The 16,996-nt window shown below is 53.6% G+C and carries 13 protein-coding genes and 2 pseudogenes; 12 read left to right on the top strand and 3 right to left on the bottom strand.

Features of this window, described 5'->3' with window-relative positions; genetic code table 11:
• The first annotated feature begins 285 nt into the window (after positions 1-285).
• The 5 genes from topA to acnA all read left to right on the top strand — a co-directional run bounded on the left by topA (position 286) and on the right by acnA (position 7,981).
• Positions 286-2,883, top strand: coding sequence for a type I DNA topoisomerase (topA, locus tag HA43_RS03085; RefSeq protein WP_094110944.1), 2,598 nt, complete (start codon positions 286-288; stop codon positions 2,881-2,883).
• Between the two features lie 184 nt (positions 2,884-3,067).
• On the top strand, positions 3,068-4,042 hold the full coding sequence (gene cysB, locus HA43_RS03080; RefSeq protein ID WP_094110943.1) for an HTH-type transcriptional regulator CysB: 975 nt from the start codon (positions 3,068-3,070) through the stop codon (positions 4,040-4,042).
• Positions 4,043-4,534: 492 nt separating this feature from the next.
• Positions 4,535-4,693 (top strand): YmiA family putative membrane protein, encoded by a 159-nt coding sequence (locus HA43_RS03075; RefSeq protein ID WP_071668859.1) that lies wholly within the window; start codon positions 4,535-4,537, stop codon positions 4,691-4,693.
• Positions 4,694-4,696: 3 nt separating this feature from the next.
• A complete protein-coding gene (locus HA43_RS03070; RefSeq protein WP_039384574.1) occupies positions 4,697-4,876 on the top strand; it encodes a hypothetical protein in 180 nt (59 codons plus the stop codon).
• A 423-nt stretch (positions 4,877-5,299) separates the two neighbouring features.
• On the top strand, positions 5,300-7,981 hold the full coding sequence (gene acnA / locus HA43_RS03065) for an aconitate hydratase AcnA (protein ID WP_094110942.1): 2,682 nt from the start codon (positions 5,300-5,302) through the stop codon (positions 7,979-7,981).
• Between the two features lie 32 nt (positions 7,982-8,013).
• Here acnA and ribA read toward each other — a convergent pair whose 3' ends face one another.
• Positions 8,014-8,607 (bottom strand): GTP cyclohydrolase II, encoded by a 594-nt coding sequence (ribA, locus tag HA43_RS03060; RefSeq protein WP_039384570.1) that lies wholly within the window; start codon positions 8,605-8,607, stop codon positions 8,014-8,016.
• Between the two features lie 225 nt (positions 8,608-8,832).
• Between ribA and pgpB the strand changes: the two genes are divergently transcribed.
• The 5 genes and pseudogenes from pgpB to yciH all read left to right on the top strand — a co-directional run bounded on the left by pgpB (position 8,833) and on the right by yciH (position 12,420).
• Positions 8,833-9,597, top strand: coding sequence for a phosphatidylglycerophosphatase B (pgpB, locus tag HA43_RS03055; RefSeq protein ID WP_094110941.1), 765 nt, complete (start codon positions 8,833-8,835; stop codon positions 9,595-9,597).
• A gap of 124 nt (positions 9,598-9,721) precedes the next feature.
• A complete protein-coding gene (locus tag HA43_RS03050; RefSeq protein ID WP_039384565.1) occupies positions 9,722-10,027 on the top strand; it encodes a LapA family protein in 306 nt (101 codons plus the stop codon).
• A 6-nt stretch (positions 10,028-10,033) separates the two neighbouring features.
• Positions 10,034-11,202 (top strand): annotated as a pseudogene (lapB, locus tag HA43_RS03045) (lipopolysaccharide assembly protein LapB).
• Positions 11,203-11,389: 187 nt separating this feature from the next.
• Entirely contained in the window at positions 11,390-12,097 is a 708-nt protein-coding gene (pyrF, locus tag HA43_RS03040) for an orotidine-5'-phosphate decarboxylase (protein ID WP_039384561.1), read from the top strand.
• Complete coding sequence (yciH, locus tag HA43_RS03035; RefSeq protein ID WP_094110940.1) at positions 12,097-12,420, top strand: stress response translation initiation inhibitor YciH; 324 nt, start codon at positions 12,097-12,099, stop codon at positions 12,418-12,420. Before pyrF ends, yciH begins: the two co-directional genes overlap by 1 nt.
• 62 nt (positions 12,421-12,482) lie before the next feature.
• Here yciH and osmB read toward each other — a convergent pair whose 3' ends face one another.
• Positions 12,483-12,701, bottom strand: a complete 219-nt coding sequence (gene osmB / locus HA43_RS03030; RefSeq protein ID WP_039384556.1) for an osmotically-inducible lipoprotein OsmB — start codon at positions 12,699-12,701, stop codon at positions 12,483-12,485.
• A gap of 316 nt (positions 12,702-13,017) precedes the next feature.
• On the opposite strand from osmB, the gene araD reads away from it, so the two are divergent.
• Positions 13,018-13,713, top strand: coding sequence for an L-ribulose-5-phosphate 4-epimerase (gene araD, locus HA43_RS03025; protein WP_094110959.1), 696 nt, complete (start codon positions 13,018-13,020; stop codon positions 13,711-13,713).
• Positions 13,714-14,026: 313 nt separating this feature from the next.
• Positions 14,027-14,893, top strand: coding sequence for a crotonase/enoyl-CoA hydratase family protein (locus HA43_RS03020; protein WP_039384553.1), 867 nt, complete (start codon positions 14,027-14,029; stop codon positions 14,891-14,893).
• Between the two features lie 15 nt (positions 14,894-14,908).
• Here HA43_RS03020 and pdeR read toward each other — a convergent pair.
• A pseudogene (gene pdeR / locus HA43_RS03015) lies at positions 14,909-16,890 on the bottom strand (cyclic di-GMP phosphodiesterase).
• Positions 16,891-16,996: the final 106 nt, after the last annotated feature.

Genomic DNA, 16,996 nt, shown 5'->3' with positions numbered 1-16,996 from the left:
CAGCTGGCGCAAAATTAAACAGAGTGCTATTTAAGTTGCGTATCAGATTTTATCAGGTAGAGTGTGGGCGATTCAGCTTTCAGGGAGTTCACACCAGGATGTGTGATGATGTCAGGCGGAAAAAGTGTAGTTAATCATAAGGTTGCGCACACCGTTTTAAACTGAATAGTGGCAGTCCCCGCCAGCTTGAAAATCAGATTGCTGGCAGCAATATTAAACCCACTGGGTTTTGGGGCATTAATCCTCTCCCGTTTATCAGGACGTTTCAATCAGGTAAAGGTACATATGGGTAAAGCACTCGTTATCGTTGAGTCCCCGGCAAAGGCCAAAACAATCAATAAATACCTCGGTAATGACTACGTGGTGAAATCCAGCGTCGGTCATATCCGCGATTTGCCGACCAGTGGTTCAACGACCCGTAAAAGTACTGACGGTGAGAAGGTAAAAACCGGGAAAAAAGTTAAAAAAGATGAAAAGGCGGCGCTGGTCAACCGAATGGGTGTTGATCCGTGGCATGGCTGGGAAGCTGATTATCAGATCCTGCCAGGCAAAGAGAAGGTTGTGTCTGAACTTAAGAGCCTGGCCGCTGACGCCGATCATATCTATCTCGCAACCGACCTTGACCGCGAAGGAGAAGCCATTGCCTGGCACCTGCGTGAAGTCATTGGTGGCGACGACAAGCGTTTCAGCCGGGTGGTGTTTAATGAAATCACCAAAAATGCGATTCGCCAGGCGTTTGAAAAGCCGGGTGAACTGAATATCGAGCGGGTTAATGCCCAGCAGGCGCGCCGTTTTATGGATCGCGTTGTGGGGTATATGGTTTCGCCTCTGCTGTGGAAAAAGATCGCCCGCGGTCTCTCTGCCGGACGCGTTCAGTCGGTAGCGGTACGTCTGGTGGTTGAGCGCGAGCGCGAAATCAAAGCGTTTGTGCCAGAAGAGTACTGGGAGATCGACGCAGATTTTGCTACGCCAAAAGGCGATGCGCTGGCGATGCAGGTGACGCATCAGGGCGACAAAGCGTTTCGTCCGGTTAACCGCGAGCAGACGCTCGCGGCGGTCGCGATACTGGAAAAAGCGCGTTATGAAGTGCTGGATCGTGAAGATAAACCGACCAGCAGCAAACCTTCTGCACCTTTTATTACCTCAACGCTGCAGCAGGCTGCGAGCACACGTCTCGGCTTTGGCGTGAAGAAAACCATGATGATGGCGCAGCGGCTTTATGAAGCGGGTCACATCACCTACATGCGTACTGACTCCACGAACCTGAGCCAGGATGCAGTGGCCATGGCGCGCGACTATGTCGCCAGCGAGTTCGGCAAAAAATACCTGCCGGAAGCGCCGGTGACCTATACCAGCAAAGATAATTCGCAGGAAGCGCACGAAGCGATTCGCCCGTCAGATGTCAACGTAAGCGCTGAGCAGCTGAAAGATATGGAAGCGGATGCGCAAAAACTTTACCAGCTTATCTGGCGCCAGTTTGTGGCGTGTCAGATGGTCCCGGCTAAATATGACTCCACCACGCTGACCGTAGGCGCAGCCGAATTCAGGCTCAAGGCAAAAGGCCGCACGCTGCGTTTTGATGGCTGGACGCGCGTTATGCCGGCGCTGCGTAAAAACGATGAAGACAGGACGCTGCCGCCAGTAGCGGTAGGGGAAATACTGGATCTGACTGCGCTGCAGCCGAGCCAGCATTTTACCAAGCCTCCGGCGCGATTCAGCGAGGCGTCGCTGGTGCGCGAGCTGGAGAAGCGCGGTATTGGCCGTCCCTCAACCTACGCGTCTATTATTTCCACTATCCAGGATCGTGGTTATGTACGCGTTGAGAACCGTCGTTTTTATGCTGAGAAGATGGGTGAGATCGTCACCGACCGGCTGGAAGAAAATTTCCGCGAGCTGATGAATTACGATTTCACCGCTCATATGGAAAACAGCCTCGATCAGGTAGCCAACAATCAGGCGCAGTGGAAAGGCGTTCTCGACTCCTTCTTCAGTGACTTCAGCCAGCAGCTGGAGCAGGCTGAAAAAGATCCGGAAGAGGGCGGCATGCAGCCGAATCAGATGGTGCTGACCTCAATCGACTGCCCGACATGCGGTCGCAAAATGGGCATTCGTACGGCCAGCACCGGCGTATTCCTCGGCTGTTCGGGCTACGCCCTGCCGCCAAAAGAGCGCTGCAAGCAGACCATCAATCTGATCCCGGAAAACGAAGTGCTGAACGTGCTGGAGGGTGACGACGCGGAAACCAACGCGTTACGTGCCCGCCGCCGCTGCGTTAAGTGCGGCACCGCGATGGACAGCTATCTGATCGATAACAGCCGCAAGCTGCACGTCTGTGGTAACAATCCAGAGTGCGATGGCTATGAAATTGAGCAGGGCGAGTTTCGCATCAAGGGCTATGATGGCCCTATAGTCGAGTGCGAGAAATGCGGGTCGGAAATGCACCTTAAAATGGGACGCTTTGGCAAGTATATGGCGTGTACCAACGAAGAGTGTAAAAACACCCGTAAAATCCTGCGCAATGGCGAAGTCGCGCCGCCGAAAGAGGATCCGGTACCGCTGCCTGAGCTGCCGTGCGAGAAGTCAGATGCCTATTTTGTGCTGCGTGACGGAGCAGCCGGCGTCTTCCTTGCGGCTAATACGTTCCCGAAATCGCGCGAGACCCGCGCGCCGCTGGTGGAAGAGCTGAAGCGCTTCGCTGACCGTCTGCCGGAAAAGCTTAAATATCTGGCAGAGGCACCGGCAGCCGATCCGGAAGGAAATAAAACCCTGGTGCGTTTTAGCCGCAAGACAAAACAGCAGTACGTTTCGTCTGAAAAAGAGGGTAAAGCAACTGGCTGGTCAATGTTCTATATTGACGGTAAATGGCAGGAAGCGAAAAAATAACTCTCCGGGGCTGGCATCTGCCAGCCCCGTTTACTTTCCCCGCCTTATAACCTAACGTTCTTTATTCGGTTAAAAACTGATATAGTTGTTATAGTTTTTCTATTCTCAATTCGCTCTGTTCCTCACATCTGCATCATGGGCGGCTGCCGGCATGCACGTTAGTCGCTAACGGGAAGATATAACTATGAAACTGCAGCAGTTGCGCTATATCGTGGAAGTGGTCAATCACAATCTCAACGTCTCATCGACCGCTGAAGGTCTCTATACCTCACAGCCTGGCATCAGCAAACAGGTACGTATGCTTGAAGATGAGCTGGGGGTGCAGATATTTGCCCGCAGCGGCAAACATCTGACGCAGGTTACGCCAGCCGGTGAAGAGATTATCCGCATAGCACGTGAAGTATTATCAAAAGTTGATGCGATTAAATCCGTAGCGGGCGAACACACCTGGCCTGACAAGGGATCGCTTTATGTCGCCACCACGCATACGCAGGCGCGCTATGCGCTGCCGGGCGTAATCAAAGGATTTATCGAGCGCTACCCTCGCGTTTCACTGCATATGCATCAGGGCTCCCCTACGCAGATTGCTGAAGCGGTATCCAAGGGCAACGCTGACTTTGCCATTGCTACTGAAGCCCTGCACCTCTACGACGATCTCATCATGCTGCCCTGTTACCACTGGAATCGTGCGATTGTGGTAACGCCCGACCATCCGCTGGCAGGCAAAGACAACGTGACTATAGAGGAGCTGGCCGATTTCCCACTGGTAACCTACACCTTTGGTTTTACCGGCCGCTCCGAGCTCGATACAGCGTTTAATCGTGCAGGTCTGACCCCGCGTATCGTGTTTACCGCAACTGACGCAGATGTAATTAAAACTTATGTACGGCTTGGCTTAGGTGTGGGTGTGATTGCCAGTATGGCGGTTGACCCGGTAGCCGATCCGGATCTGGTTCGCATTGAAGCTTCAGCGATTTTCACCAATAGTACGACCAAAATAGGCTTCCGCCGCAGCACCTTCCTGCGCAGCTATATGTATGATTTTATTCAGCGATTTGCACCGCATCTCACGCGTGATGTGGTAGACACCGCTGTTGCTCTGCGCTCCAATGACGACATTGAAGCGATGTTCCGCGATATCAAACTCCCTTTCAAATAATTCGCCAAATCATGAATTTACCGGGGTGTCCAGTGGGCACCTTCAGGTTTCCCCTCGCTTAGCGCCATCAGTAGTTCAACAAAAGCTGACATTTTTCTGTAAATAAAACATGCATCACAGGTTTTTTCATTGTTATTAATTAATTGAGAAACAGTACACATTTTTCGGTTCGCTTCTTTGCACACTGCCAGGATTATTCCCATACTCCAGTTAACACCTGATGAAGAAGGGCTTTATTGCTGAGGTTTCTTATTTAACTCAAATTTAAAGTGGTACTAATTGTTGTTTAACCCAAATTGCGGTCGCCGTTTTTTTAATAGTTCTGAGGTCTGTGTTTCAATAAGGCTAATCAGTTTTCGAAGCTTTGATTAATAGCGTTAATCGTTGTGCTCAATAAAAATAACTGGATTTTTGGACTTAAGAAGTTTAGGATTCATCCTAAATCTTAATCGTTGTTATCAATCGTTTTGTTGAGAGTGATTATCAAAAACTATGGCTACGAGAATAACTGTACAACCCGACTTCCGGGCTAAGAGCACCAAGGTTCAGCGTACCGGTAACACCCGTCGCAAAGCCTGGTTGGCTGTCTTCGCTGCTTCAGCGCTGTTCTGGGTAGTGGTGGCATTAATGATTTGGCGTTTATGGGGCTAAGCCATGTGGGCAAACTCACTCAGTCGTAAATATCCGGTCACTGCACGGCAGCCAAATACACCTGCGTGCAAAGCAAAAGAAGCTCCTGCTGCTGAGCAGTCTGTAGCGATTCCTGCTTCCTGGGATCTGAGTGACAAGCAGCGCAGCTTTATCGAATCTTTTATGGATCCAAAACTCAAATAATTGTTGTTGCACTTATTTTTAGCATCTGATGTTGCTTTGATTTTTTTCCGGTTATTCCGGCGGGCCAGCAAAAAGCCCATGACCTTACACTGCAAATAAGCGTCGACAGTAGATTACTGAAGATTAAAGAAAATTTAGCCCGAGAACCGGGAAGGAGTGACGAATGAATACAACCACTTTTTCATGGCTTAGCGTTTATGCTTTCTCATTTGCCTTCTGGGCAGCGGCAGCCTGGGCTCTTATGTAACCGACGCTTCTTATCACCGAATTTATGGAAATGCCCCGACTCAGGTCGGGGCATTTTTGTTTGTAGCACCCAGTGCCCTTTCGGGTTGTTATCAAAACGTTAACGAAAATGTGGTCTATCTTTAAGCTAAACCTTGCACTCTCTGAGGTTTAGCCTAAGGAATTAAAGGAGGAGACATGTCGTTAACATTACGCGAGCAAAGTCAGGATACGCTGGCGGTCGGGGCACACACCTATCATTATTACAGTCTGGCTAAAGCTGCACAGCATACCGGCAATATTGATCGCTTACCGAAATCGATGAAAGTGCTGCTGGAAAACCTGCTGCGCTGGCAGGATGGCGAGTCCGTTACCCTTGAAGATATTCAGGCGCTGGCAGACTGGCAGCAAACCGCCCACGCTGACCGGGAGATTGCATATCGTCCGGCACGCGTGCTGATGCAGGATTTTACCGGCGTACCCGCCGTGGTCGATCTTGCCGCTATGCGCGAAGCAGTCGCACGACTGGGCGGAGATGTGGCAAAAGTTAACCCTTTGTCCCCGGTGGATCTGGTTATTGACCACTCCGTAACCGTCGATCGCTTCGGTAACGATGACGCCTTTGGCGAAAACGTCAGGCTGGAGATGGAACGTAATCACGAGCGCTACGTTTTCCTGCGCTGGGGACAGAAAGCGTTCAACCGGTTCCGCGTGGTGCCGCCGGGTACCGGCATCTGTCATCAGGTTAATCTGGAATATCTGGGTAAATCCGTCTGGCATGAAGAGCTGGAGGGCAAAAACGTTGCCTGGCCTGATACGCTGGTGGGTACCGACTCGCATACCACGATGATCAATGCGCTGGGCGTGCTGGGCTGGGGCGTTGGCGGCATCGAAGCGGAAGCGGCTATGCTGGGTCAGCCGGTTTCAATGCTTATTCCCGATGTGGTTGGCTTTAAGCTGACTGGCAAACTGCGTCCGGGCATTACCGCGACCGATCTGGTGCTGACCGTTACCCAGATGCTGCGTAAGCATGGCGTTGTCGGCAAGTTTGTCGAATTCTACGGTGACGGGCTGGCCGATCTGCCGCTGGCCGATCGCGCAACGATCGCTAACATGGCACCCGAATATGGTGCCACCTGCGGTTTCTTCCCGATTGATGACGTCACCCTGAGCTATATGACGCTGACCGGGCGCGATGAGCAGCAGGTTAAATTGACGGAAGCGTATGCGAAGCAGCAGGGCCTGTGGCGAAATGCGGGCGACGAGCCGATCTTTACCAGCACGCTGGCGCTGGATATGGCTGACGTCGAATCGAGTATCGCAGGACCTAAGCGCCCGCAGGATCGGGTGGCGCTGGGCGATGTGCCCGCCGCGTTTGCCGCCAGTAATGAGCTGGAGATCAACCACGCACAAAAGCCGCATAAAGCGGTCAGTTATCGCGACAGTGAAACCCGCCAGTCGCATCAGCTTGATGATGGTGCGGTAGTTATTGCCGCGATTACTTCCTGTACCAATACGTCAAACCCCAGCGTGCTGATGGCCGCCGGCCTGCTGGCAAAAAAAGCGGTTGAGCGCGGGCTGAAGCGCCAGCCGTGGGTAAAAGCTTCCCTGGCCCCCGGATCAAAAGTGGTATCTGACTATCTGGCCACAGCCCGTCTCACGCCTTACCTGGACAAACTCGGTTTCAACCTGGTGGGGTATGGCTGTACAACCTGTATTGGTAACTCAGGGCCACTGCCGGATGAGATCGAAAGCGTTATAAAAGAGGGCGATCTGACCGTTGGCGCCGTGCTCTCCGGGAACCGTAATTTTGAAGGCCGTATACATCCGCTGATTAAAACTAACTGGCTGGCTTCACCCCCGCTGGTGGTGGCCTATGCGCTGGCCGGCAATATGAACATCAATCTGCAGAGCGAGCCTATCGGTCAGGATCAGACCGGCAAGGATGTTTATCTCAAAGATATCTGGCCATCACCGGAAGAGATCGCCGCCTCGGTGCAGCTGGTTAACAGCAGCATGTTCCGCAAAGAGTATGCGGAAGTGTTTGACGGGACGCCGGACTGGCAGCAAATCTCCGTGAGTGAAGCGGCAACCTACGACTGGGATGAAGGATCGACCTATATCCGCCTTTCACCTTTCTTTGATGACATGGAGAAAACGCCAAAGCCGCTTGAGGATATTCGCGGCGCCCGTATTCTGGCGATGCTGGGTGACTCAGTCACCACTGACCACATTTCGCCTGCGGGGAGTATTAAGGCTGAGAGTCCGGCGGGACGCTATCTGCTGGCGAAAGGCATAGAGCGTAACGACTTTAACTCCTACGGGTCGCGCCGTGGTAACCATGAAGTAATGATGCGCGGTACCTTTGCCAATATTCGTATCCGCAATGAAATGGTGCCCGGTACGGAAGGCGGCTACACCCGGCATTTTCCGGGTAATGAAACGCTGGCTATTTATGATGCCGCAATGAAATATAAAGAAGAGGGCGTGCCGCTCGCCGTGGTGGCCGGGAAAGAGTACGGTTCAGGTTCCAGCCGCGACTGGGCTGCTAAAGGACCGCGCCTGCAGGGAGTACGCGTCGTGATCGCTGAGTCTTTTGAGCGTATTCACCGTTCAAACCTGATTGGTATGGGGATCCTGCCGCTGGAGTTCCCGGCGGGCGTTACCCGTAAGACGCTGCAGTTAACCGGTGAGGAGCGGATAGATATTGCTGACCTGGCGCAGCTGACGCCGGGCTGCACGGTCAATGTTACTCTGACCCGCGCAGACGGCAGTGAGGAGCAGGTGGCCGCACGCTGCCGTATCGATACGGCAACGGAACTGACTTACTACCGCAATGACGGCATACTGCACTATGTTATCCGCAATATGCTGAACTAAAAAAAAGCCGGGCTTGCCCGGCTTCTTTTCTCTCAGGATTTCGGCAGCAGATGCCCCATCTTTTCCGCTTTGGTATCGAGATAGTGGGCATTTTTTGGATTGCGCCCGACGATCAGCGGCACGCGCTCAACAATATTAATGCCCGCTTCGCTGAGGATCTCAACCTTGCGCGGATTATTTGTCAGCAGGCGCACTTCATCGATACCCAGTAATTTGAACATATCAGCGCACAGGGTGAAATCACGCTCATCAGCGGCAAAGCCCAACTGATGGTTCGCCTCGACGGTGTCATAGCCTTTATCCTGCAGCGCATAGGCGCGGATTTTGTTCAGTAAACCGATATTACGGCCTTCCTGACGGTGATACAGCAGCACCCCGCGCCCCTCTTCAGCAATCGCTGTTAACGCCGCTTCAAGCTGAAAGCCGCAGTCGCAGCGCAGACTGAACAGCGCATCACCGGTCAGACACTCAGAGTGGACACGCGCCAGCACCGGCGTATGATCGCTGATATCACCGTAAACCAGCGCCACATGATCGTGGCCGGTTGCCAGTTCTTCAAAACCTACCATCAGGAAATCTCCCCATGGCGTGGGCAGTTTAGCTTCTGCTACCCGTTTAAGCTGCATGTGATTCTCCAGAACCTTCAGAGGATGCGCTATCATCTTGATAACGCACGGGCCGACTGACCCGAAAATTGTGTCTATTGTGCCATATCCACAAGCAGGCCCGCTAATCAGTCAGAAAGATTGTAGTGATAAAGCACGATTATCCAAGCCGCTTTAGGTATGTTATTCTTTTTTCAGCTAAAGTTATTCAGCAAACGCATTATAACCCGCAGGAAAAGCCAAAGTATGTTGAAAATAGTGCAGCGCACGACTCTGGGTGCCTTCTTATTAATTGCGATGCCACTCTGCGTCTGGCTGTCGGGCTGGCAATGGCAGCCGGGTGAAAGCGGGGGAGTGCTGCGCTTTTTGTTCTGGATGACGGAAACCGTCACCAGCCCGTGGGGGATTATCACCAGCAGCGTGCTGAGCGCCTGGATGCTTTGGTGTCTGCGCTTCCGCCTTAAGCCTGCTATCCTGCTGCTGATTATCATGAATGGCGCGATTCTCGCCGGGCAGTACACGAAGTCATGGATTAAAGAGCAGGTGCAGGAGCCGCGACCCTATGTGGTCTGGCTGGAGCAGCAGCATGGCATCAGCAACGATGAATTTTATCAGCTGAAACGGCAACAGCGGGGCGAGATGGTTAATGCGCTGCTGGCCAGCGATACGCAAATTCCCCGCTGGTTAAAGCAGCACTGGGCATTTGAAACAGGATTTGCTTTTCCTTCCGGCCATACTATGTTTGCTGCCAGCTGGGCGCTGCTGGCAATGGGCCTGCTCTGGCCGCGTCGCCGGGTGGTGACGCTGGTGGTGCTGTTCAGCTGGGCCATTATGGTGATGGGCAGCCGGCTGGTGCTGGGTATGCACTGGCCGCGCGACCTGATTGTCGCAACCCTTATCTCCTGGCTGCTGGTGACCGTCGCGACCTGGCTGGCGCAGCGCTTTTGCGGTCCGCTTACGCTTCCGCCTGATGAGCAGCGCGAAGTCAAAGCGCGCGACGACGGATTGTAATCAGCCGAACTGCCCCCATATAGCTGATTACGCTTGCGCAAAGCCAGCTAACTGATAACGTGAAAGCAGCATGGTACGCGCTTTTTTGGCATACTCTATTGGAAACTCTACGACAGGACGCATTGTGAAATATTTGCTGATTTTTCTGGTGGTACTGGTCATTTTTATCATTTCAGTGACGCTGGGTGCTCACAATGATCAGGTGGTGACCTTCAACTATCTGCTGGCGCAGGGTGAATTTCGTATCTCCACGCTGCTTGCGGTGCTGTTTGGCGCCGGTTTTTTACTGGGCTGGGCAATCTGCGGACTATTCTGGTTACGCATCCGCGTTTCACTGGCACATGCTCAGCGTAAACTGAAGCGTATGCAGGCGCAAAACGAACACGCTTCGGCAGCCACCACCGTATCGACTACAGGTCGTCGGGATTAATGTTCAATGCATGAATTGCTGTTTCTGCTTCTCCCGGTCGCAGCGGCCTACGGCTGGTATATGGGACGACGCAGCGCGTACCAGAATAAGCAACAGGAAGCGAACCGCCTGTCACGAGAGTATGTGGCCGGGGTAAACTTTCTGCTTTCAAATCAGCAGGATAAAGCCGTCGATCTATTCCTCGACATGCTGAAAGAAGATAGTGGTACGGTTGAGGCGCACCTGACGCTCGGTAATCTGTTTCGCTCACGCGGCGAGGTAGATCGCGCTATACGTATTCACCAGTCGCTGATGGAAAGCGCCTCGCTTACCTACGACCAGCGACTGCTGGCGATTCAGCAGCTTGGCCGCGACTATATGGCGGCGGGCCTCTACGATCGCGCAGAAGATATGTTCAGTCAGCTAACGGATGAAACCGATTTTCGCATTGCCGCTCTGCAGCAGCTGCTGCTGATTCATCAGGCAACCAGCGACTGGCAGAAAGCGATCGACGTTGCTGAGAAGCTGGTAAGACTGGGAAAAGAGAAGCAAAAAGGCGAGATTGCGCACTTCTATTGTGAGCTGGCGCTGCAGGCGATGAGCAGTGACGATCTCGATCGCGCAATGTCACTGCTGAAAAAGGTGAATCGGCCGATCATCAGAGCGCGCGCGTTTCCATCATGATGGGACGCATCCTGATGGAGCAGGGGGAGTATGCGAAAGCAGCACAGCGTCTGCAGCGGGTGCTGGATCAGGATAAAGAACTGGTCAGCGAAACGCTGCCGATGCTGGAAACCTGCTATCAGCGGCTGGCGCAGCCAGAGGTGTGGGCCGGTTATCTGCAGCGCTGTACCGAAGAGAATACCGGTGCCGCCGCTGAGCTCTATCTGTCAGATATTCTGGAGCAGCAGCAGGGGCCGGAAGCGGCACAGCTCTATATTAATCGCCAGCTGCAGCGTCATCCGACCATGCGCGTCTTCCACCGGCTAATGGACTTTCACCTGCATGAAGCGGAAGATGGCCGGGCAAAAGAGAGTCTGATGGTTCTGCGCGATATGGTTGGTGAACAGATCCGCACCAAACCGCGCTATCGTTGCCATAAATGCGGTTTTACCGCCTACGCACTTTACTGGCACTGCCCATCCTGCCGGGCATGGTCTTCAATAAAACCGATCAGAGGACTTGACGGGCAGTAACAGCTATTTTAAAAAAAAACAGGCACAATAGTTACAACGTAATTTTTAATAATCGCATTATCGCGCATCAGACACCGGCATATGGCTCAACAGGTCACGTATCCCGGGCGTAAGATTGTTCTGCCGCAGCATGGCAGGTAGAATGCAGGCCGTTTGTTGCCCCTGTGCCTGCTTATGAGGAAACGTTATGTCTGTAACCCCTTCACCCATTCTGGTGGCGCTCGACTACAGTAATCTGGATGACGCACTGCGATTTGTGGACCGTATTGATCCTGCTCAGTGTCGCCTCAAAGTAGGCAAAGAGATGTTCACGCTGTTTGGTCCGTCAGTGGTCCGGACATTGCAGGCACGCGGATTCGATCTCTTTCTCGATCTGAAATTTCACGATATCCCCAACACCACCGCACATGCCGTAGCCGCTGCCGCAGAGCTGGGCGTCTGGATGGTGAACGTGCACGCCAGCGGGGGAGCACGCATGATGCAGGCTGCACGCGAGGCGCTGCTGCCTTTTGGAAAAGATGCACCGCTGCTGATTGCTGTAACCGTGCTGACCAGCATGGATGAAGAGGATCTGCGCGGACTGGGCATCACCCTGTCACCGGCGCAACAGGCAGAGCGGCTGGCGCGCCTCACGCAACAGTGTGGCCTGGATGGTGTCGTCTGCTCAGCCCATGAAGCGGCTGCATTCAAACAGGCGTTCGGCAGCGAATTTGCGCTGGTCACGCCCGGTATCCGACCGGCAGGCAGCGACGCTGGCGATCAGCGCCGTATTATGACGCCTCTGCAGGCGAAGCAGGCCGGGGTTGATTATATGGTTATCGGCCGTCCGGTTACGCAGTCAGCCGATCCGGCTGCCACGCTGCAGCAGATTATTACATCGTTACAGGAGGCGTAATGGCGCAGGACAATCCACTGGTTTACTCCACCGACAGCGGGCGTATTGTGCCGGCAGAGGAGAAGCTACAGCGACCGCGCGGCGACGGTATTGTACGCATTCAGCGTCAGACCAGCGGACGTAAAGGCAAGGGCGTCTGTCTGATCACCGGTATCAACCTGGACGACAGCGCGCTGGCTACTCTTGCCGCAGAACTGAAGAAAAAGTGCGGCTGCGGGGGGGCGGTAAAAGAGGGCGTGATTGAGATTCAGGGGGATAAACGTGATCTGCTCAAAACGCTGCTCGAAGCCAAAGGCATGAAGGTTAAGCTGGCGGGCGGTTAATGAAAGCGGGCCACGCATTGTGGCCCGGACAAAAGGGTGTCTGCTGTGTAGCCTGCAAAAAATTAACGGTCGATTTGATGGCCGATAATACCGCCCACCGCCGCGCCGCCCACGGTACCCAGGCCACTGCCGTTGGTCAGGACTGAACCACCAATAGCACCGGCACCGGCACCAATTGCCGTGTTGCGATCGCGTTTAGACCAGTTTGAACAGCCGCTCAGCGCAACAACTAATGTTGCTGCCAGCACGGCAACGGATACACGTTTCACTGTTGTAGTCATAGATATCTCCTTGATGATTGGCTCAGAGGCAACAGCAATAAGTATAGATGCCCGACGGCAAAGTTCTTTATTCCCGGATGGAAAAGTTGGGCCAGGCCGCCGGGTTTATGCTGTCTGCCAGCGTAAATATCCTGAAACCGAATGGTCCTGTTTAATTTTAAACGCTGCGGCGCAGTCGGCAGACAGAAAACGCTGAATCTGCGCCGCATTTATGACGAGACAGCGACTTTCCACTGAGCATTCAGCCATTCTTTCCATAACATCCGATCCCCTCTCTGCGCACAATCTCTCTATCACAGACTGGTGGAGAACAATGATGCTGGAAGCGCTAAAGCAGCAGGTACTGGAAGCGAATCTCGATTTACCGCGCTACAACCTGGTCACGTTCACCTGGGGCAACGTCAGCGCCATTGACAGAGAGCAGGGTGTACTGGTGATCAAGCCTTCAGGGGTGCGATATGAAAAGATGCAGCGGGATGACATGGTAGTGGTAGATCTGGAGAGTGGTGCGGTGATCGAAGGCGCGCTACGACCCTCATCGGACACGGCCACGCATCGTGCGCTTTATCAGGCGTGGCCCGATATTGGCGGTATTGTTCATACGCACTCGCGGCATGCAACCATCTGGGCACAGGCAGGACGCGACATACCCGCCTGGGGCACGACCCACGCGGATGATTTCTACGGCACGATCCCCTGCACCCGCGCCATGCTGCGCATGGAGATCGAGCAGGAGTATGAGTGGAATACCGGACAGGTCATCATCGAAACTTTTGCCCATCGTAATATTCAGCCCACCGCAATTCCCGCAGCGCTGGTTAACTCTCACGGGCCTTTCGCATGGGGCAGCGATGCGGCGGCGGCAGTACACAGTGCGGTGGTCCTGGAGGAGGTCGCCTATATGGCGCTGCATACCGAACAGCTGCGAGCTGAACTCCCGCCTATCTCGCAAAATCTGCTGGATCTGCACTACCTGCGCAAACACGGTAAAAATGCGTGGTATGGACAATAAGGCTGTTCTTACAGCCTCAGGCGCCTGCGGGCGCTTTTTTTATCGCTGCATCAGTAAATTCCTGGCTAACGATGCGTGATTCACGCGCGTGCAGTGTGCTAAATCGTCTTTATTCACAACGCGTTAGGCGATCTCATGTACTCTGGCTTTCGCTCTGCTCTATCCTGAAATGGCGCTAATGATTTTTCACCCCCCTGTTCAGGGATACTTCTGGATTTTGCTTTATAAATCAATCTCTCATTTGGTCTGGCCTCACTCTGCATTACGCTGATGTGGCGTTAAACGCATCACATAAATATTAGAGGATGAGACTATGACCGTTATTAACCAACCAACCTGCCGCCTGTTTACCGAAGCGGGACAGACCACCCAACTTGTTGCTTACTACGAGGAAGGGCGTCGCACCATGTGGATGATGTTGCGGGCTCAGCCACGCCCAAGCTTCAACCATGAATTAATCGAGGAGATCATGAACCTGAGCTATACGGCTCAGCGCTCCGGACTGCCGATCGATTTCTGGGTAACCGGCTCTTTAGTCCCACAGATGTTCAACGCCGGTGGCGATCTGCGCTTTTTTGTTGAGTGCATTCGCAACAACCGTCGCGAAGCGCTGCGTGCCTATGCCCGGGCCTGCGTCGACTGCATTCACTCGGCGGCTCGCGGGTTTGATACTGGCGCGGTAACGCTGGCGATGATTGAAGGCAGCGCTCTGGGCGGAGGCTTTGAGGCCGCGCTGGCGCACCATTTCATTCTGGCACAGAACAGCGCGCGTCTCGGTTTCCCGGAGATTGCGTTTAATCTGTTCCCGGGAATGGGTGGCTATTCGCTGGTCGCGCGTCGTTCCGGTATGAAGCTGGCAGAAGAGCTGATCTGTGAAGGGGAGTCGCACAGTGCGGAGTGGTATGAGACGCGCGGCCTGGTCGATAAAGTGTTCCAGCCGGGTGAAGCGTACCGCGCGACGCGCACCTTTATCGATACCTTACGGCCGAAGCTGAATGGCGTGCGTGCCATGCTGAAAGCGCGCCAGCGCGTACTGCAGCTGTCACGTGCTGAACTGATGGATATTACGGAGGACTGGGTAGATTATGCCTTTACGCTTGAACCCAAGGATATCGCCTATATGGAGCGCCTGGTGCAGTTACAAAATCGCCACAGTGCTTCATTACGTAAAGCCGGATAACACTTCCGCGCAGCGTTAAACACGGGCAGGATGCTTCAGCCAATGCCCGAGCTGTTCTGCGGGCATTGGTTTGGCGTAAAAATAGCCTGGCGCCCATCCACACCGTTAGTGAGAACAAATTTCTCTTCCGCTTTGGTTTCAATACCCTCTGCAATCACCTGCAGCTCAAGGGCTTTGGCAACCGCCACAATCGCGCGCACTAAAGATTGCGAAACCGGTTGTTTGTTGATATCCCGGACAAAACTCTGATCCAGCTTAATGGCATCAATGGGTACCCGTGCCAGCTGAGAAAGGGAAGAGTAGCCGGTGCCGAAGTCATCAAGATGTACCTGCGCCCCAAGCTCCTGAAACTGTTTCATGAGCTTAAGCGCACCCGCTTCATTCTCAATCAGGCAGCTTTCAGTTAATTCAATATCGATCGGGGATTCCGTCAGCCCCGCTTCGCCCAGCGCATTTTTCAGATCGCTGTAGATGCTCTGATCGATAAGCTGTTTCGCGGAGACGTTGACGGCAACGCGCAGAAAAATGCCTTCACTGCGCCACTTTATAATCTGCTGCAGCACATTAAGCATGACCCAGCGGCCCAGCGGGACAATCAGACCGGACTCTTCGGCATAGGGGATAAAGTCGCCGGGCGAGACCATGCCGCGTTCCGGAGAGTTCCAGCGTACCAGCGCTTCGGCGCTGCGCACCTCGCCGTCGCGATCGACCTTAGGCTGGTAATAGACCACCAGGTGATCCTGCTCCAGCGCTTTACGCAGATTGGTATCGAGCCAGAGGTATTCAAAGACCCGCTTGTTCATTTCGCTGGTGAAGATGCAGAACTTGCCGCGGCCATTCTCTTTGGCATGATACATGGCCGTATCCGCATTGCGGATCAGGCTTTCACGATCTTCGCCATGCAGGGGAGCCAGTGAGATTCCGATAGAACAGCCGCTGTAAACCTCAATAAGCCCGATGCGAAAGGGCTGCCGCAGCCGCTCAAGGATACGCGACGACATCGCCTCCAGCGCCGCCTGACTGGTATGCTCAGCCAGCACCACAAATTCATCGCCGCCAAGACGTGCCAGCGTCTGATCTTTGCCCAGGCAGCTGAGGATAGCCAGCGATACCGCCTGCAGCAGCTGATCGCCGAACATATGACCGTAAGCGTCATTTACCTTTTTAAAATTGTCGAGATCGAGGTAGACCACGCCGGTCTGAGAACCGTTCGCCAGCTCCAGTGCCAGGCTAATTTGCTGGTGAATAGCGTTACGATTAGGCAAACCCGTGACCGTATCGGTATTTGCCAGCACCCGAAGCCGCTCCTGTGCCCGTCGCTCTTCGGTGATATCCGTACCGGAACAGATGAGGAAAATTTCATTTTTCCCGCTGCCGCTGTGAACGAACTTATTACGGAACAGAAACAGTCGCTGACCCTTTTTGGTTTTGACCCAGCGCTCAACTTCATACGAATTTCCGTCGCGGAAAAAACCGGTGATATTACGGCGTGAAGCCTGCGCCTCCTGCCGGGTCATAAATAGCTGAAAGACGTTACGACCGATAACTTCCTGCTCTTTCAGGCCGGTATACTCTTCACTCAAACGATTAAAGCGCTGAATGTTACCGCGCTGGTCGAGGATAACGATAACCGAGTTAGCTTCAGATACCACCTGTTCGGCGAAAGAGAGTCCCTGGGTGAGATCGCGGGCAACCGACGACGTATCACCCCATGCAGAGGCGGTGCCGGCCCAGGTAGACTGGTTCACTTTACGTCCGACAAAGTGCATTGGCACCGGGGTTCCGTGCAGCGGCAGAGTAAGATTAATGCTGGAGGTGATCACCGTCATCGCCCGTAACAGACTGGCCTGCGCCGGAGTAAGCGAAACGGCCAGATTGGTATTGGCATTTTCATCTTCGGCAAAATGCAGTGCGTCACTGTCAGAGGTTAACCGCCAATGGGGGCTGGTGGTGCCAAACAAGGCATACAGCAAGGTTTGCCCCTGTTCATCGGTCATTTAAACTTCCTCCGGCCATGTCTCTAAGACTCTATCTCATTATTTTAGCAACAGTATTCAACCTCCTGCGTAAGCACAAGATGCAAACCGAATATATTTTTGTTTT

Origin of the sequence: Pantoea eucrina (genome assembly GCF_002095385.1) — a bacterium.
Taxonomy (GTDB): domain Bacteria; phylum Pseudomonadota; class Gammaproteobacteria; order Enterobacterales; family Enterobacteriaceae; genus Pantoea; species Pantoea eucrina.
Note: the sequence above shows the minus strand (reverse complement) of the source record. Positions and strands in the feature narration are given on the sequence as shown.